Source organism: Microbacterium sp. NPDC064978 (genome assembly GCF_044543605.1).
Classification (GTDB): domain Bacteria; phylum Actinomycetota; class Actinomycetes; order Actinomycetales; family Microbacteriaceae; genus Microbacterium; species Microbacterium meiriae.
The window spans coordinates 1-13502 of record NZ_JBITWF010000002.1 but is presented as its reverse complement, the minus strand read 5'-3'; the positions used below and the strand labels follow the sequence as shown (position 1 = coordinate 13502).

General features: G+C 64.0%; 19 protein-coding genes and 1 pseudogene. 9 read left to right on the top strand and 11 right to left on the bottom strand.

All coding sequences use genetic code 11. The annotated features are described in order from the left end of the window. Positions 1–41: 41 nt before the first annotated feature. From ACIGJI_RS07025 to ACIGJI_RS07010, 4 genes are read left to right on the top strand one after another with little or no spacing between them, the layout of a single operon-like run. Positions 42–401, top strand: coding sequence for a helix-turn-helix transcriptional regulator (locus tag ACIGJI_RS07025; RefSeq protein ID WP_045264358.1), 360 nt, complete (start codon positions 42–44; stop codon positions 399–401). Further along, positions 398–2308 carry a cation-translocating P-type ATPase gene (locus ACIGJI_RS07020; RefSeq protein ID WP_182252218.1) on the top strand — a complete coding sequence of 637 codons (1911 nt, stop codon included), beginning with the start codon at positions 398–400 and terminating at the stop codon, positions 2306–2308. Before ACIGJI_RS07025 ends, ACIGJI_RS07020 begins: the two co-directional genes overlap by 4 nt. Further along, positions 2308–2916, top strand: a complete 609-nt coding sequence (locus ACIGJI_RS07015; RefSeq protein ID WP_045264185.1) for a cadmium resistance transporter — start codon at positions 2308–2310, stop codon at positions 2914–2916. The genes ACIGJI_RS07020 and ACIGJI_RS07015 overlap by 1 nt, the downstream gene beginning before the upstream one ends. Beyond that, complete coding sequence (locus tag ACIGJI_RS07010; protein ID WP_227991975.1) at positions 2913–3446, top strand: signal peptidase II; 534 nt, start codon at positions 2913–2915, stop codon at positions 3444–3446. The genes ACIGJI_RS07015 and ACIGJI_RS07010 overlap by 4 nt, the downstream gene beginning before the upstream one ends. A gap of 85 nt (positions 3447–3531) precedes the next feature. Here the strand turns inward: ACIGJI_RS07010 and ACIGJI_RS07005 are convergent, their stop codons facing one another. After that, complete coding sequence (locus ACIGJI_RS07005; protein WP_045264183.1) at positions 3532–4185, bottom strand: thioredoxin domain-containing protein; 654 nt, start codon at positions 4183–4185, stop codon at positions 3532–3534. Between the two features lie 287 nt (positions 4186–4472). Then, entirely contained in the window at positions 4473–4784 is a 312-nt protein-coding gene (locus ACIGJI_RS07000) for a hypothetical protein (RefSeq protein WP_045264357.1), read from the bottom strand. Between the two features lie 231 nt (positions 4785–5015). On the opposite strand from ACIGJI_RS07000, the gene ACIGJI_RS06995 reads away from it, so the two are divergent. Continuing rightward, positions 5016–5345 (top strand): hypothetical protein, encoded by a 330-nt coding sequence (locus ACIGJI_RS06995; protein WP_363444616.1) that lies wholly within the window; start codon positions 5016–5018, stop codon positions 5343–5345. Here ACIGJI_RS06995 and ACIGJI_RS06990 read toward each other — a convergent pair. From ACIGJI_RS06990 to ACIGJI_RS06970, 5 genes are all read right to left on the bottom strand, one after another. Next, positions 5342–5617: a hypothetical protein gene (locus tag ACIGJI_RS06990; RefSeq protein ID WP_259953516.1), complete on the bottom strand. Its 276-nt coding sequence runs from the start codon at positions 5615–5617 to the stop codon at positions 5342–5344. The genes ACIGJI_RS06995 and ACIGJI_RS06990 overlap by 4 nt on opposite strands. A 54-nt stretch (positions 5618–5671) precedes the next feature. Beyond that, the gene (locus ACIGJI_RS06985; RefSeq protein ID WP_259953514.1) at positions 5672–6007 is read right to left on the bottom strand and encodes an ATP-dependent DNA ligase; all 336 of its coding nucleotides are present in this window, start codon (positions 6005–6007) and stop codon (positions 5672–5674) included. Positions 6008–6305: 298 nt separating this feature from the next. Beyond that, positions 6306–6482, bottom strand: a complete 177-nt coding sequence (locus ACIGJI_RS06980; RefSeq protein WP_082066565.1) for a CsbD family protein — start codon at positions 6480–6482, stop codon at positions 6306–6308. Between the two features lie 38 nt (positions 6483–6520). Further along, positions 6521–7282, bottom strand: coding sequence for a PRC and DUF2382 domain-containing protein (locus ACIGJI_RS06975; protein ID WP_259953513.1), 762 nt, complete (start codon positions 7280–7282; stop codon positions 6521–6523). Positions 7283–7360: 78 nt separating this feature from the next. Then, the gene (locus tag ACIGJI_RS06970) at positions 7361–8023 is read right to left on the bottom strand and encodes a hypothetical protein (protein WP_259953512.1); all 663 of its coding nucleotides are present in this window, start codon (positions 8021–8023) and stop codon (positions 7361–7363) included. 214 nt (positions 8024–8237) lie between these two features. Here ACIGJI_RS06970 and ACIGJI_RS06965 point away from each other — a divergent pair, with 214 nt between their 5' ends. The 4 genes from ACIGJI_RS06965 to ACIGJI_RS06950 all read left to right on the top strand — a co-directional run bounded on the left by ACIGJI_RS06965 (position 8238) and on the right by ACIGJI_RS06950 (position 11056). Next, positions 8238–8945 (top strand): hypothetical protein, encoded by a 708-nt coding sequence (locus ACIGJI_RS06965; RefSeq protein ID WP_259953511.1) that lies wholly within the window; start codon positions 8238–8240, stop codon positions 8943–8945. After that, entirely contained in the window at positions 8923–9336 is a 414-nt protein-coding gene (locus tag ACIGJI_RS06960) for a phage holin family protein (RefSeq protein ID WP_046746438.1), read from the top strand. Before ACIGJI_RS06965 ends, ACIGJI_RS06960 begins: the two co-directional genes overlap by 23 nt. Further along, on the top strand, positions 9333–9896 hold the full coding sequence (locus ACIGJI_RS06955) for a DUF3618 domain-containing protein (RefSeq protein ID WP_259953508.1): 564 nt from the start codon (positions 9333–9335) through the stop codon (positions 9894–9896). The genes ACIGJI_RS06960 and ACIGJI_RS06955 overlap by 4 nt, the downstream gene beginning before the upstream one ends. A 62-nt stretch (positions 9897–9958) precedes the next feature. Next, entirely contained in the window at positions 9959–11056 is a 1098-nt protein-coding gene (locus ACIGJI_RS06950; RefSeq protein ID WP_259953506.1) for a YihY/virulence factor BrkB family protein, read from the top strand. 32 nt (positions 11057–11088) lie between these two features. On the opposite strand, the gene ACIGJI_RS06945 is transcribed toward ACIGJI_RS06950, so the two are convergent. The 4 genes and pseudogenes from ACIGJI_RS06945 to ACIGJI_RS06930 all read right to left on the bottom strand — a co-directional run. Continuing rightward, positions 11089–11805 (bottom strand): TetR/AcrR family transcriptional regulator C-terminal domain-containing protein, encoded by a 717-nt coding sequence (locus ACIGJI_RS06945; RefSeq protein ID WP_259953504.1) that lies wholly within the window; start codon positions 11803–11805, stop codon positions 11089–11091. Positions 11806–12022: 217 nt separating this feature from the next. After that, positions 12023–12226 carry a hypothetical protein gene (locus ACIGJI_RS06940; RefSeq protein WP_259953503.1) on the bottom strand — a complete coding sequence of 68 codons (204 nt, stop codon included), beginning with the start codon at positions 12224–12226 and terminating at the stop codon, positions 12023–12025. 303 nt (positions 12227–12529) lie between these two features. Continuing rightward, complete coding sequence (locus tag ACIGJI_RS06935; protein ID WP_074731521.1) at positions 12530–12784, bottom strand: hypothetical protein; 255 nt, start codon at positions 12782–12784, stop codon at positions 12530–12532. 421 nt (positions 12785–13205) lie between these two features. Continuing rightward, positions 13206–13502, bottom strand: a pseudogene (locus ACIGJI_RS06930) (hypothetical protein); the annotation flags it as partial.

Sequence of the window (13502 nt, the reverse complement as noted above, 5' to 3'; positions counted from 1 at the left end):
GACGATCGCGATTGGTCACCGATGGCTGTATAGTTCAGTACGTGCTGACTATTGCTTCCCGTATCGATGTAATGAACCGGCTTGGCCGGGCGATGGCCGATCCGACGCGCTCCCGGATCCTGATGACCCTGCTCCAGGGGCCCAGCTATCCGGCCGTCCTCTCGCGCGATCTGGTACTCACTCGTTCGAACGTGTCGAACCACCTGACGTGCCTGCGCGATTGCGGAATCGTCGTCGCGGAACCAGAAGGCCGCCAGACTCGCTATGAGATCGCCGATCCGCACCTCGCTGCTGCCCTCATTGCGCTGGTGGATGTGACGCTGGCTGTGGATGAGCACGCGCCGTGCGTGGACTCAGCGTGTACGGTGGCCGGTTGCTGTGCGACGGGGGTGGACGCGTGAGCGCGGCGTGTGGCTGCGAGCACGAGCCTGCCAGCGCGGTGGACGAGGAAATCGAAGAGGCCGAGCGCCCCTGGTGGAAAGACCGCGGAGTTCTGGTGCCGGTTTTCTCCGGGGTCGCGTTCCTGGCCGGCCTGATCTTGGAGTGGTCTGGCCAGGAGATCCCCGCGCTGGTGCTGTTCTGGGTCGGTCTGCTGCTGGGTGCCTCGACGTTTACGCCGGGAGCGGTTCGAAAGCTGTTCAAGGGCAAGCTGGGCATCGGTCTGCTGATGACGATCAGCGCCATCGGTGCAGTCATCCTCGGCTACGTGGAGGAGGCCGCAGCTCTCGCGTTCCTGTACTCGATCGCTGAGGCGCTCGAGGACAAGGCGATGGACCGTGCCCGCGGCGGCCTGCGCGCACTGCTCAAGCTCGTACCGGAAACAGCCACGATCCTGCAGGGCGACACTACTGTGCAGGTGCAGGCGAGAGAGCTGACGGTCGGCCAGGTCATGGTGGTCCGGCCGGGCGAGCGGATCGCGACCGATGGGGTCGTGCGTTCTGGTCGCTCGAGCCTGGATACCTCGGCGATCACCGGCGAATCGATCCCGGTAGAGGTGGAGCCCGGCGATGCGGTGTCGGCGGGTGCGATCAACAGTGCCGGTGCGCTGGAGGTCGAGACGACGGCTGCTGGCACCGACAACTCGCTCACTACGATCGTGGAGCTGGTAGAGAAAGCGCAGACAGAGAAGGGCGAGCGTGCTCGTCTCGCGGACAGGATCGCCCGCCCGCTGGTGCCCGGTGTTCTGATCCTCGCGGCGCTCGTCGCGATCATCGGGTCGCTGCTGGGCGATCCAGAGGTGTGGATCACCCGCGCGCTTGTCGTGCTGGTCGCGGCTTCTCCGTGTGCACTCGCAATCTCGGTGCCACTCACGGTCGTCGCCGCGATCGGCGCCGCAAGCAAGTTCGGCGTGATCATCAAGTCCGGTGCCGTCTTCGAGCGCTTCGGCACCGTCCGGCACGTTGCCCTCGACAAGACCGGCACCCTCACCCGCAACGAGCCCATCGTTACCGCTGTCCTCACCGCAGATGGCGTGTCGGAGGCTCAGGCGCTGGCGTGGGCGGCAGCGCTGGAGCAGCACAGCACGCATCCTCTCGCTGCCGCGATCACGGCGGCCGCTCCGGGTGTCACAGCCGCTGCGGACGTGACCGAGCGGGCTGGTCACGGCATTGACGGCACGGTCGACGACTCGAGAATCACTGTGGGAAGCCCCCGCTGGCTGGACGCCGGCGCGCTCGGGGATCGGGTCGCGGAGCTCGAAGAGCAGGGCATGACCGTCGTGATCGTGCATCGTGACGGGACGCCGGTCGCCGCGATCGGCGTCCGTGACGAGCTGCGCCCAGAAGTCCCCGAGGTGGTCCGAACGCTCACCGGCCAGGGCGTCGGCGTGACGATGCTCACCGGCGACAACGCCCGGACTGCCCGTGCGCTTGGTGCGCAGGCCGGGATCAGTGACGTGCGAGCCGAGTTGCGTCCGGAGGACAAGGCGACCGCGATCGCGGAGTTGTCGAAGGTAGGGCCGGTCGCGATGATCGGTGACGGAATCAATGATGCCCCGGCTCTCGCCGGCGCAGACATCGGCATCGCGATGGGCGCGACCGGCTCCGACGCAGCGATCGAATCCGCCGACGTCGCGTTCACCGGTCACGATCTGCGTCTGATCCCGCGCGCGTTTGACCACGCCCGACGGGGACGACGGATCATCAACCAGAACATCATCCTGTCGCTGCTGATCATCACCGCACTGCTCCCGCTCGCGCTCTTCGGTGTCCTCGGGCTCGCGGCGGTCGTCCTGGTCCACGAGGTCGCCGAGGTCATCGTTATTCTCAACGGCCTGCGCGCCGCCCGCACTCCGCGAGTGAAGAGCTGATGCTCGCGACCATCGGATCAGCGATCGGCCTGTTCGCTGCGACCAACATCGATGACATTGTCGTGCTCACCGTGCTGTTCCTCGCTTCCAGCCGAGGAAAGCCGCGACCGTGGCAGATCGTCGCAGGCCAGTACTTCGGGTTCATCACCCTCGTCGTGATCAGCGTGATCGCCGCGCTCGGCCTCACGATCGTCCCGGACGAGTGGGTGGGCTTCCTCGGGCTGATCCCGCTCGGCATCGGCATCTGGACGCTCGTACGTGGCTTGCGTCGAAACGGTGATGACGATGATGATGACGCCAAGATCACAGCGGTCGGGTTGTGGGGCGTCGCCGGGATCACGATCGCCAACGGGGCCGACAACATCTCCCTTTACACGCCGATCTTCCGCACCAGCGCGCCCGGCGACGTCGTCGTCATGATCGTCGTGTTCCTCATCCTCGTCGCCGTCTGGTGCGCTGCCGGACGGCTGATCGGCACCAACAAGGCCGTCACCGAGGGGCTGGAACGAGTCGAGCACTGGCTCGTACCGGCCGTATTCATCGGTCTCGGGCTGTTCATACTGATCGAATCCGGCGTCATCGTTCGCCTGATTGAGGTCCTCGGATGATGTCGTCCGAGGCCGAAGCTCGCCCGTCTATTGCGCGAAAAGTGCCGTCGGCGCCGCGCTGGCAACTCACGGTTGGAGCGCTCCTGATCGCCGTGTTCGTCGTCCTGATCGATCAGGGAACGAAAGTGTGGGCGGTAGCGACTCTCACGGAGCGCGAGCGCATCCCGCTGGCGGGCGACCTGCTGGGCCTGCAGCTTGCGTACAACCCTGGTGCCGCCTTCTCCTTCGGCGAAGACTTCACCTGGGTGTTCGCGCTGCTCGCTGTCGCCGCCACCGTTACAGCGATCGTGTTCGCGTTTCGAGTTCAACGCCTGGGATGGGCGATCATCATCGGCGCGCTCGGAGGAGCCGCAGCATCACACGCAGGCGACCGTCTCTTCCGAGATCCCGGGTTCGCCCGCGGACACGTCGTGGACTTCCTCGCCTACGGGAACTGGTTCATCGGAAATGTCGCGGACATTGTGATCTTCGCTGCTGCGATCGCCGGAGCGTTCCTTATGATCCGCGGCGGCGATGAGACCCAAGAATGAGACGTCTAGGGCAGCCGCTAATGCGCGGATGCGGTAGGAGGGCTGATTGCGGCGGCAGGACGCGAGAGGGTTCGAACACTCGAGGTCAACGGTTGGTCGCCTCGTCGAGTGCGTTAGTCAGGTCGCTGAGCTGAGTGAGTTCAAGCTTCTCGCCATCCAGGAAAAATGATGGCGTGCCGCTGACCCCAAGATACTGTCCATCGTTGAAGTCAGCTTCGACTCTCTCCCTAGTCGCCGGGGCGGCTACAGCCGCGTCATAGGCACCCAAATCCAACCCGAGGTCCTCCGCGAAGGTACGGAACAGGTCCGCTCGCGAGGTCTGCTGTTCGCCCCACTGAGTCTGCGTTTCGAACAGGCGCTGATACATCTCCTCGAACTTCCCCTGCTCGGACGCGGCTTCCGCAGCCAGGGCGGCGTTCATCGAATTGAAGTGTCCGGGGAGGGGGTAGTAGCGAACGACGTAGTTGATTCCACCCTCGTACTGTTCGCGGATCTGCTCGACGACCGGATAGAACGCACCGCACGCTTCGCACTCGAAGTCGAGGAACTCAACCAGCGTCGGAGCGTCTGGCCCGGCCGCGTCGAGCACATGCGAATCCGCACGGGTACCAGGCAGTGCACCTTCTGTGCGGGATTCCGGAGCTGCGGGGCGGGTCATCAGGACGACCACGAGCGCCATAATGGCGAGCACGGTGAGGGTGGAGCCGGTGACGAGGGCGACCTTGACGGGGGGTTTCAAGACGGATGCTCCAGATCGGTGGCGGGCGTCGCCAAGGTAGGGAGGTTTAGAAGAGGGCGAGTAGGGGCGTCTCGTTCATTGCATCGAGACGAAAGCAAAAGTCAGCACACGCTGACTGTACAGGGACTGCTGACTAACTCTCCTGGTGATCCGGTGGATGGTCGCGTCGCAGACGAAGCGCAACCCACCAGCCGCACCGGCGACAGATGAACACCCCGCGCTTCCCAAGGGCATGCAATTTCCTTCGGGGCAACGATCGCCCGCAACACGTACATGTCTCGTCTGACTCAGCGGCCACGAGTGATGATCGCCTCCCGGATCTGATCAACCGTCGGCGTACCTGCCACGCCCGCGGGTGTCGCGTAGACGCGACACGCTAAGGCGACGCTGTGATCCGCGCCGGGGAACAGATCCTTCCCGTTCAGTGTGATCGTGGGAGACCCGGCAAAGGGAACCGCAGCGGCATCCTCCTCCGTGCGGATGAGTCGATAGCGCAACGGCGTGGCCCCATGGCCTGTCTCCCGAAGCGCCTCGGCAACATTGTGGCCCGCGGCGATCCAGCTGGGACAGCCCGCGATATGCAATAACTCAATCTCCATGATCACAAGGATCCTCCCATCTGCTGCTGACCGCGCAGCATCGCCGGAGGCCTACGCTTCAATCTTTTGTAACGATCGGCTATGGCAAGGCAGCGGTCGTCGTCAACCAGGTGCGCGACCAGCCGAAAACGATCGTTTCCGGCGCGGGCATGACCGGAGGGCGCGGGTCCTGCCGTAAGCAGTAGCCGAAACTGGGTCTTCGGGTGGGTCCGGGTCACTAGGGTGGTTCTCATGGCCAGTCTTGTGTACGGGGATGGCGGGGATCCGATTCATATTGAGGATCGGGCGCTCGCGCATCTGAAGATCGTTATTGCGACGAAGTTGCGTCGTAATGAGAGCTTCACGTTGTCGTGGAAGCATCCCGAGGGTGATCCGGGGGGGCGTTCGACGATCTGGATTCATCCGTCGATTCCGCTACGGTTCACTTTCGATGAAGTTGAGCCGCCGCCGATCAGTCTCAGGTGGGTCGAGCAGCTCATGCACACCGCGAATTCGTCGGGCGGGATCACGCTCGTCGACGAAGTGCTGGATGCCCCTGAGATCGAAGCTGCTGCAGACTAGAGCAGATCCCAGCTTCCGGACAGGCCGAGTGTCAACACTGCCTGGTCGGAATCCAGTGTCACTTCTTCCTCGGTGATGATCACGTGACTGGAGGGCGTGACCAGGGAACGGACGAGTCGATCTCCTGCATCTTTGAAGCGCACGATTCTTCCTGTGCTGGCGGCGGCCACTTCTAGGTCGTCGCAGAGCTGTTCCGCGTCCTGCGTCGGGGAGAGGATGAAACTTGCCTCGTCGATGGTGACAAGCGTCTGAAGTGTGGTGCGCTCGCTCATCCGACCAGGGTAGGAGCCGGGTGGGTGGGATCCTAAGGGGCTTGCGCGCTGGGGTCAGGCTGGTGCACTATCCAGATCGCGTTCGAGGCGAGTGCCCTCGGCGCGTTCGGGAGTGAGGTACAGGCCCGTGGGAGAGCTGGCGGCGAAGGCGAGAGCAGCGACCCACGCCCGATTGATTGCCGGTTGCCGGCCGCCGAAATACTTGAATACCAGCGCACTTCCGGAGTGCACCCACACCGTTGTGCGGCCACCGCCCGTACCGGCATCGTCTTTCCATGTGAACGCGAAGGGCTCACCACGGCGGAGCTTCGCCGAGATGACGAGCTGTAGATGGCTGAGTGCCCGATCTTCGATGTCGACCTTCAGTCCGCCTTCGTAGAACTTTCCCATGACGTGCACTCCTCGGTCGTATCGCCACGGACACCTCTGCAAGCAGGCGAGACGAAGGAAATCGTCGTGTCGTGAATCTTCATCTCTCACCGATCCTTGACGGCTAGTGTTCGCGTCCGACCAAGACGCTCACCGGCCGCGTTGGCGTGTTTTGACTCTCCGGCGCCCTGGCCCCCGTTGTCTCCGCGGTGCGGGAGACCCGCACGCGAAATAGTGAGACGCAAGCACCGAGTGCCGAGCAGAGAAGTATCCGGTGCCCGCGGGGGCGTGGGCACCGGATACGAGGGAGCGGGATTTGTTAGTTGTCGGACAGTGCGTCCTTGACGTTCTCGCCAGCCTTCTTCGCGCTGGCCTTGGCCTGGTCGGCGTGGCCGTCGGCTGTGGTCGACTTGTCGTTGGTTGCTTTGCCGACAGATTCCTTGGCTTTGCCTTTCAGATCTTCGGCAGTGTTCTTGATGTCATCTCCGATACCCATCGGATTCTCCTTTCAGTGGGGCTGACGACGGGGAGTTGTCAGCGGTCGGTGTGGGTGTCGCCCTCGAGCTCGATCTCTTCCTTGCGGACCTCTGCGCTGACCTGCTCAGTGTCGGTCTTGGTTTCTGTGCCGATGCGGACACGCTCGACCGGCACCGTCTCCTTCTCGACCACGGGGCGCTCCTCCGTGAGGACGACCTCGTGCTCTTCCTCGCTGATGTCCGGACCATCCAGGGCGTCTTCGACGTTCGCCTCCGTGATGGGTTCACGCTCGAGACGAACCTCTTCGTGGCTGACGGGGACCGTGACGGTCTCCTGCTCGGTGACGACGTACTTGCGGAGGCGGGCTCGGCCGGTCTCGACGCGCTCCGTGCCGACGTGCAGCTGCTCCTCGGACCGAGTCATCGCGTCGTCGGTCGTCGGTCCGGAGGTGTCGTAGCCGTCGGTCGATGCCACATCCCGGTCCGCGGGTGCGTTGGCGACGGGAGCGGCGCCGGTTCCGTAGTAGGTGTACAGCTCGTCCTGTTCGTTGTCGGTGAGGTCGGTGCCAACATCGATGCGAGGTGCGTCCTTGACGAAGTCTTTCGCGTACGGGACTCGGAGATCTCCGTCGACGGCGTCGGCCTGGTCGAGCGGGACGAACGATTCCGAGGTTCCGAACAAGCCCGTCGCTACGGTTGCCCAGTTCGGCCGACCGCTGGTGGGGTCGACATAGATCTGGCCGACCTTTCCGATCTTGTTGCCGTCAGTGTCCGTGACGGTGGCCCCGATGAGGCTGGCGATGTTCTGTTCGCTGATCATTGGTGTTGCCTTTCGTTCGGTCGTGCGGGTGGTGGGTGGTTGAGGAAGTCGGTGTGTCAGGGGCGACGACGGCAGGGGTTACCGGCCAAGTCCCACGCGGTCGACCCTGCGGTGGTACCGCATCCCCGCAAGGCCGCCGAGGATCGCGCCGATGAGGGCGACCACAGCGGCACCGAGGGCGGTGAGGATGCCGGTGAGAGTGGCTGTCTCGGGGGCGACGGGGATGCGCGGGAAGCTCTGCAAGTTGGCGAGGATGTCCCACTGGGAACCGGCTATCGCGGTGACGATGGCGAGGATGATCGCGATCACGATCGCCCACAGCCACACCGCGACACCCTGCTTGACTCCACTGAAGCGGGCCATCCGTCCGGCGACGTAGCCCCCGGCGTAGTAGGCGATGAGCAGGACGATTCCGATCGCGATGGCGCTAATGATGCCGGTCGCGTCGACGTTCTCTGTCGCGGCGTCGGCGGCCTCCTCTGGGGTGGTGCCGTTGCCGAGCCCGACAGCGGCCCCGATCGCGGCGACCAGGGCGGTCAGGAGCACGGTGGTGCCCATGGCGGTCAGCCATCCGAAGAACGCGGATCCGAATTTGAACCCGCCGAATTCTGCTTTCTCACGCTCGTGGACATCGGCGCGGAGAGTGTGATTCGCATCGACGGGGACGGCTGCGTGAGAGGAGTCCTTGTCGTAGACGGGTGCGCCGGGTTCCCGGGGCTCGTGGGAATCGTTGCTGTTCATACGGCGAAAGTAGGCGCTTTCGGAACGAGCGCAGGAGGTGGTTGCCTCTGGGGATCGAGGCGCGTACTGTATGCAGGCTTACAAAGTAAGGCTCTTCTGTGCCCGGCCTGAATACACCGTAAGTCTGCTCGGAACAAGGGTCCTGACCGAGGCGGGAGAGACGGTTTAGAACGGGTTCCACCGACTGTTCGGTCGGTCCGCGAGAGGAGCACTAATGTCGGACAACTATGAGACGTCCAGCCCGAGCGGCTCGGGCGTGAACGCCCCCGGTTCTTCGGGCAAGGTGGATGCTGTCAAGCAGGAAGCCACCGACCTGAAAGACACGGCGGCGACCCAGGCGAAGGACGTTCTTGGCACCGCCAAGGATGAGGCTGCGACCGTCGTGGGGGAGGCGAAGACGCAGGCGAAGGATCTGTACGCGCAGACTCAGCGGGAGCTGTCGGAGCAGGCGAACACCCAGCAGCAGCGTCTCGCCGGTGGTCTCCGCTCTGTCAGCGACGAGCTCGGCTCCATGGCCAGCAATTCGGAAGGCAGTGGCGTCGCGAGCGATCTGGTTCAGCAGGTGTCGGGGCGTTTGTCTGATGCCGCGAGCTGGCTCAGCGACCGCGATCCTGGTGCTGTGCTCACGGAGGTCAAGCGGTACGCACGTCGCAAGCCCGGCACGTTCATCCTCGCCGCCGCGATCGGCGGCATCGTTGTGGGACGCCTCACCCGCGCCCTCGCCGCGAACGCCTCCGACGATAAAGACGCCGCACCCGTGTCCGCTCCCGCGCCGGCACCTCCGCAGGTGCACCCTGACCCGTCCGTGCCCGTCCCCGTGGTGAACGACACGGGCGCTGGCACGCCCATGTACTCGCAGGCGGCCGCCAGCCGTCCGGACATTCTGAGGGAGGACGGCTATGACCGACCCGACACCGTCTGAAGCCAAAGCCGCATCGACCTCGATCGGAGATCTGCTCGGGGAAGTGTCCCGTGACATTTCGACGCTGATGCGCCAGGAGGTCGCCCTCGCTAAAGCAGAGTTGAAGGACTCGGCCACGAAGTCCGCCAAGGGTGCGGGCCTGATGGGTGCGGCTGGCTACGGCGCGCTGATGGCGGTGTTCTTCCTGTCCGTCGCGCTGTGGTGGGCTCTGGGAACGCTGATGGGCGGCGGCTGGTCCGGCGTTGTCGTCGCGGTCCTGTGGGCAGTCATTGCCCTGATCCTGTTCCTGGTCGGGCGCAGCCAGATCAAGCAAGTGAAGGGCGTCCCGCAGACCGTGGACACCCTGAAAGAGATCCCCGAAACGCTGAAGAGAAATGAGGAGAACCGATGAGCGATTCACCCGACGAGATCCGCGCCGACATCGAGCGGACCCGCCACGACCTCGGCATGGACGTGGACGCCCTGGCCGATAAGGTCTCCCCGTCGAAGATCGTGGACCGACAGCTCGGCAAGGTGCGCGGTGCGTTCACCTCCGTGCGCGAGCGTGTGATGGGCGCCGCGGATGACGCCGGCTCGTCGCTGTCGGATGCGGGCTCTCACGCGGGAGAGCTGAAGGACCGGGCGGTCGCGAAAGCGGAAGGGAACCCGCTGGCGGTCGGACTGATCGCGTTCGGTGCCGGCCTGCTCGCGGCGTCGCTGATCCCCGCGTCATCGAAGGAGAAGGACCTCGCTGCAACCGTGAAGGAGCAGGCGCAGCCGCTGGTTGACGAGGTCACCGATGCTGCGAAAGAAGTCGGCGAGCATCTGAAGGAGCCTCTGCAGGCGTCGGTCGAATCCGTGAAGTCGTCGGCACAGGACTCCGTCGCCACCGTTAAGGACGAAGTCCAGGGCGCGGCCAGCGACGTGAAAGACCAGGCTCAGCACGCTCGCGAGAACATCTCCGACAGCTGACCCCGCACGAATCGGGCGGGCCCGTCAGACGACGGGCCCGCCCCTTTACGAAGGAACCTGCGATGACCAGCACAGCCCCCGCCGCCCCGCGCAACGCCCCGGGCCCCGAAGCATCAGGCAAGCCGGATTCCCCGGACGATCTGCACAAGAGGTCCTGGAAGTACGTACTGCGGAAGACTATTCGCGAGTTTTCCTCGGACCAGTGCACGGACATCGCTGCGTCGCTGACGTATTACGCTGTGCTGTCGCTCTTCCCGGGCCTGATTGCGATCTTCTCGCTGCTGGGTGTCTTTGGGCAGGGGAAAGCCGCCAGCGATGCGGTGCTGGGAATCATCGAGCAGGTCGCTCCCGGCGACACGGTTGACACGATCCGCGGGCCGATCGAGCAGATCGCGGAATCCCCCGGTGCCGGATTTGCCCTCGTCACCGGCATCCTGCTGGCGATCTGGTCAGCATCCGGGTACGTGGGAGCGTTCAGCCGTGCGATGAACCGGATCTACGAGATCGAGGAGGGGCGCCCGTTCTGGAAGCTGAAGCCCGCCCAGCTGCTGGTCACCGTGATCACGATCGTGCTGCTCGTGATCGCCGCGATCATTCTTGTCGTCTCCGGCTCGGTCACCAAGGCGATCGGCGACGCACTCGGCATCGGCGACGTGCCCCAGACGGTCTGGTCCATCGCCAAGTGGCCGTTGCTCATATTCATCGTGGTGTTGGTCGTCGCCATCCTCTACTACGCCACCCCAAACGCGAAGCAGCCGAAATTCCGGTGGATCAGCATGGGCGCCCTGCTGGCAATCATCGTGCTCGCACTCGCCACCGCAGCCTTCGGGTTCTACGTCGGCAACTTCTCCAACTACGACCGCACCTACGGCTCGCTCGCGGGCGTCATCATCTTCCTGCTCTGGCTGTGGATCGCCAACCTCGCGCTGCTGTTCGGGGCAGAGTTCGACGCTGAGCTCGAGCGCGGCCGCCAACTGCAGGCCGGCATCGCAGCGGAGGAGGACATCCAGCTCCCGCCACGCGACACGCGCAAGAGCGACAAGGCCGCCGCAAAGGAGCAGGAGGATGTCGAGAAGGGCCGAGAGATCCGACAGAACGTGGACCCGGACGATGACACAGCCGAGGACACCACCACTCGAGGAACGCCTCGGAAACGCTGACGTCTGCCCGGCCTTGGGCGCTCACGTCATGTCTATTGGGTCAGCTCTCGGGCGAGACGGTCGAGGAGTACTTCTAGCGATACCTCGAACTCTTCGTCAGAATGGTCCTCGCTCAGAAGAGCCCGTAGCCGACGGACCTCCGGAGCGTCATCCAAGCCGATGCTCCCGTCACGCTCGGGAATATCCGCGCCTCCTTCGTCCAGCGGTTCTTCCACCGGGCCCGTCTCAGCCCCCCGAACCGCGGACTCCAGCAAGAGTTGACCCAGTAGGAAACTACTGAAGGCACGGTACGCATCCACCGCTTGAGCGTCGGTGAACCCATGCCCCAGCAGGGTGCTGAGGAACGTGTTCACCACCTCGACGCTACGAAGCGGCGGGCGCAGCCAAGGGGCCGCGGGATGCCGGGTCGCCACTAACGGAAATGCCTGAGGATGATCGATCGCGATCTGACGCACCTTATGGGCGACATCCTGCAGAAAGCCTTGCCAATGCTCGGCCAACTCCTCATCCAGGTCCGATGTCAACTGTCCGAGGAGCAGAGCGATCACACCCTCAAGCAGATCCTCACGCCCGTGCACGTACCGGTAAAGAGACATCGCCTCCACACCCAACTCCTGAGCGAGCGAACGCATCGAGAGCCCCTGCGCACCAGAGCGATCAATCTGGCCAAGAGCAGTCTCGATAATGAGTTCGCGGCTCAGGCGGCCGGCCGCTGACCCTCTGGACTCCCGGCTAGATTCTCTCGACATGACGCGTCATCCCTCCCACCGGTCAAAGCACGCACCCTATCCGCGAGTGCAGCAGGACCGACCGATGTATGCCCACGGTAGACCCGCTTACGTTGTAAGCAGGGCTACCGACCCCCGCGCTGTCCGAGACTCGCCGCGCGACTCCGACCACTAGACGGGTTGAGCTCGATTGGCGGACCAGAGAGAGTGCTTCGGTCGTAGGCGATAGTCGGGAGCGTCAGTTGTCCCCGTCGGCGGCTTCGTCTTCTTCTGGGTTAAAGTGCGAAGGTGAGTCGGAGAGGCCTGCGGCTACCCCGTCGGGGTTCGTGGGGATGGTGTTGTCTTCCCCCAGGCCCCCGGGCTTGACTGTCCCATCGGAATCGTTGGTCGGAACATCGGTGTCGGAGTATTCACGGCTCGAAGCATTGCTATCGTTCGTCATCGGCTTCTGCTTTCACTATGTCCTGTACTGCAAGAGACGGCAAGAATACCTCCTGCGACACGTTAGTTAGCACCCCACTGCCTATGAACCCAGGTCACGGTCGACCGAGGTTGGGAATTTCGCCACGCCTCAGCGTCAAGACGGTCTCACGACGCCGCGACTCAAGTCGGACGCTAGCGTCGACTGCTGCGCATGACCAGGTATCGGGACTAGGCCCGCGATGCTCCGGCCCGTCGGGATAGTTGCCGACCGAAAACGATCGTTTCCGGCGAGCTCGCGTCGCACGTCATCGTACGCCCGCCGTTAACGTTCGCCGGTATCTGCTTTCGGTAGACGTTTCCGGCGTTCAGGTAGCTGATCTTGCTCGTCGTCTGTCGATGCGAGTTGGCGTGGTTGGTTTCGTTCCGCGCGGAGTTGTTGCTCGATCTTGGCGTGTGCTTTTCGTTCGTTGCGGTCGGCTCTGATGATGGACCGCAGGACGAACCAGAATGCTGCGACGACGGCGATCGTGGGGATGACGGACCAAAAGGCGTTGGTCCAGTAGTCATTGAGATTCATCCGCGCCTCCCGGGGGGTTCACGCAGCACGAGCGCCAGTCCGACGATTGCGAGGATGAACGCTGTTTCGTAGCTTCCGAGCGTGTATGCCCAGAGTGACCATTGGTCTGGAACGGTTGTGTCGATGAGGAGATGAGCCGCGATCAGTGCGACGGCGGCCAGGAGAAGGAAGGCCCCGACACGTACGAGGCGATCGTGACGCCGCTGTGGGGACACGTGGCTGGTGCGCGTGGGAACGTGTGCTGGTGGACGGTGCCGAGCTGGGTGCAGGTGGCGGGTCATCTGAATATGGCTCCGATGAGGTAGAAGCTCGCAAGGGCGAGAAGTAGGGCGAGGACTGTGGCGCACGCGATGAAGATGGATATGCGTCGGAAGGGATTGCGGCGGGGGACCATGGGTGGCCGTTCTGGTGGTGGCTTTCTCTACCGGGCGGGGGCGAGGATGGTTGTGTCGTCTGCTGTGATCTGGACGATGCCGCGGTCGTCGACAACGATGAAGCGTTCGTCATCGATCGCGGTGAAGGCCTGAGCGGCCCCTTGAAGCGCGTCGAGGCGTTGCCATGTTCCTTCGGTGTTCTGTGACCAGAGGGCACCGTCGGTTCCGACTCCTGCGAGCGAGCCATTGGGTTTGGCGTCGAGTGTGTAGAGCAGGGGGGCGTCGGCGATGGGGGTGAAGGTGGCGCCGTTGTCGGTGCTGAGGAGCAGCCCTTCTTCTGAGGC

Excerpts from the sequence above, each read along its gene's own strand:
- ACIGJI_RS06955 (WP_259953508.1), top strand. The coding sequence starts at position 9,333 with ATGAGCGATTCACCCGACGAGATCCGCGCCGACATCGAGCGGACCCGC.
- ACIGJI_RS06965 (WP_259953511.1), top strand. The coding sequence starts at position 8,238 with ATGTCGGACAACTATGAGACGTCCAGCCCGAGCGGCTCGGGCGTGAAC.
- ACIGJI_RS06995 (WP_363444616.1), top strand. The coding sequence starts at position 5,016 with ATGGCCAGTCTTGTGTACGGGGATGGCGGGGATCCGATTCATATTGAG.
- ACIGJI_RS06935 (WP_074731521.1), bottom strand. The coding sequence starts at position 12,784 with ATGAATCTCAATGACTACTGGACCAACGCCTTTTGGTCCGTCATCCCC.
- ACIGJI_RS06945 (WP_259953504.1), bottom strand. The coding sequence starts at position 11,805 with ATGTCGAGAGAATCTAGCCGGGAGTCCAGAGGGTCAGCGGCCGGCCGC.
- ACIGJI_RS06940 (WP_259953503.1), bottom strand. The coding sequence starts at position 12,226 with ATGACGAACGATAGCAATGCTTCGAGCCGTGAATACTCCGACACCGAT.
- ACIGJI_RS06950 (WP_259953506.1), top strand. The coding sequence starts at position 9,959 with ATGACCAGCACAGCCCCCGCCGCCCCGCGCAACGCCCCGGGCCCCGAA.
- ACIGJI_RS06970 (WP_259953512.1), bottom strand. The coding sequence starts at position 8,023 with ATGAACAGCAACGATTCCCACGAGCCCCGGGAACCCGGCGCACCCGTC.
- ACIGJI_RS06980 (WP_082066565.1), bottom strand. The coding sequence starts at position 6,482 with ATGGGTATCGGAGATGACATCAAGAACACTGCCGAAGATCTGAAAGGC.
- ACIGJI_RS07015 (WP_045264185.1), top strand. The coding sequence starts at position 2,308 with ATGCTCGCGACCATCGGATCAGCGATCGGCCTGTTCGCTGCGACCAAC.
- ACIGJI_RS07000 (WP_045264357.1), bottom strand. The coding sequence starts at position 4,784 with ATGGAGATTGAGTTATTGCATATCGCGGGCTGTCCCAGCTGGATCGCC.
- ACIGJI_RS06975 (WP_259953513.1), bottom strand. The coding sequence starts at position 7,282 with ATGATCAGCGAACAGAACATCGCCAGCCTCATCGGGGCCACCGTCACG.
- ACIGJI_RS06985 (WP_259953514.1), bottom strand. The coding sequence starts at position 6,007 with ATGGGAAAGTTCTACGAAGGCGGACTGAAGGTCGACATCGAAGATCGG.
- ACIGJI_RS06960 (WP_046746438.1), top strand. The coding sequence starts at position 8,923 with ATGACCGACCCGACACCGTCTGAAGCCAAAGCCGCATCGACCTCGATC.
- ACIGJI_RS07010 (WP_227991975.1), top strand. The coding sequence starts at position 2,913 with ATGATGTCGTCCGAGGCCGAAGCTCGCCCGTCTATTGCGCGAAAAGTG.
- ACIGJI_RS06990 (WP_259953516.1), bottom strand. The coding sequence starts at position 5,617 with ATGAGCGAGCGCACCACACTTCAGACGCTTGTCACCATCGACGAGGCA.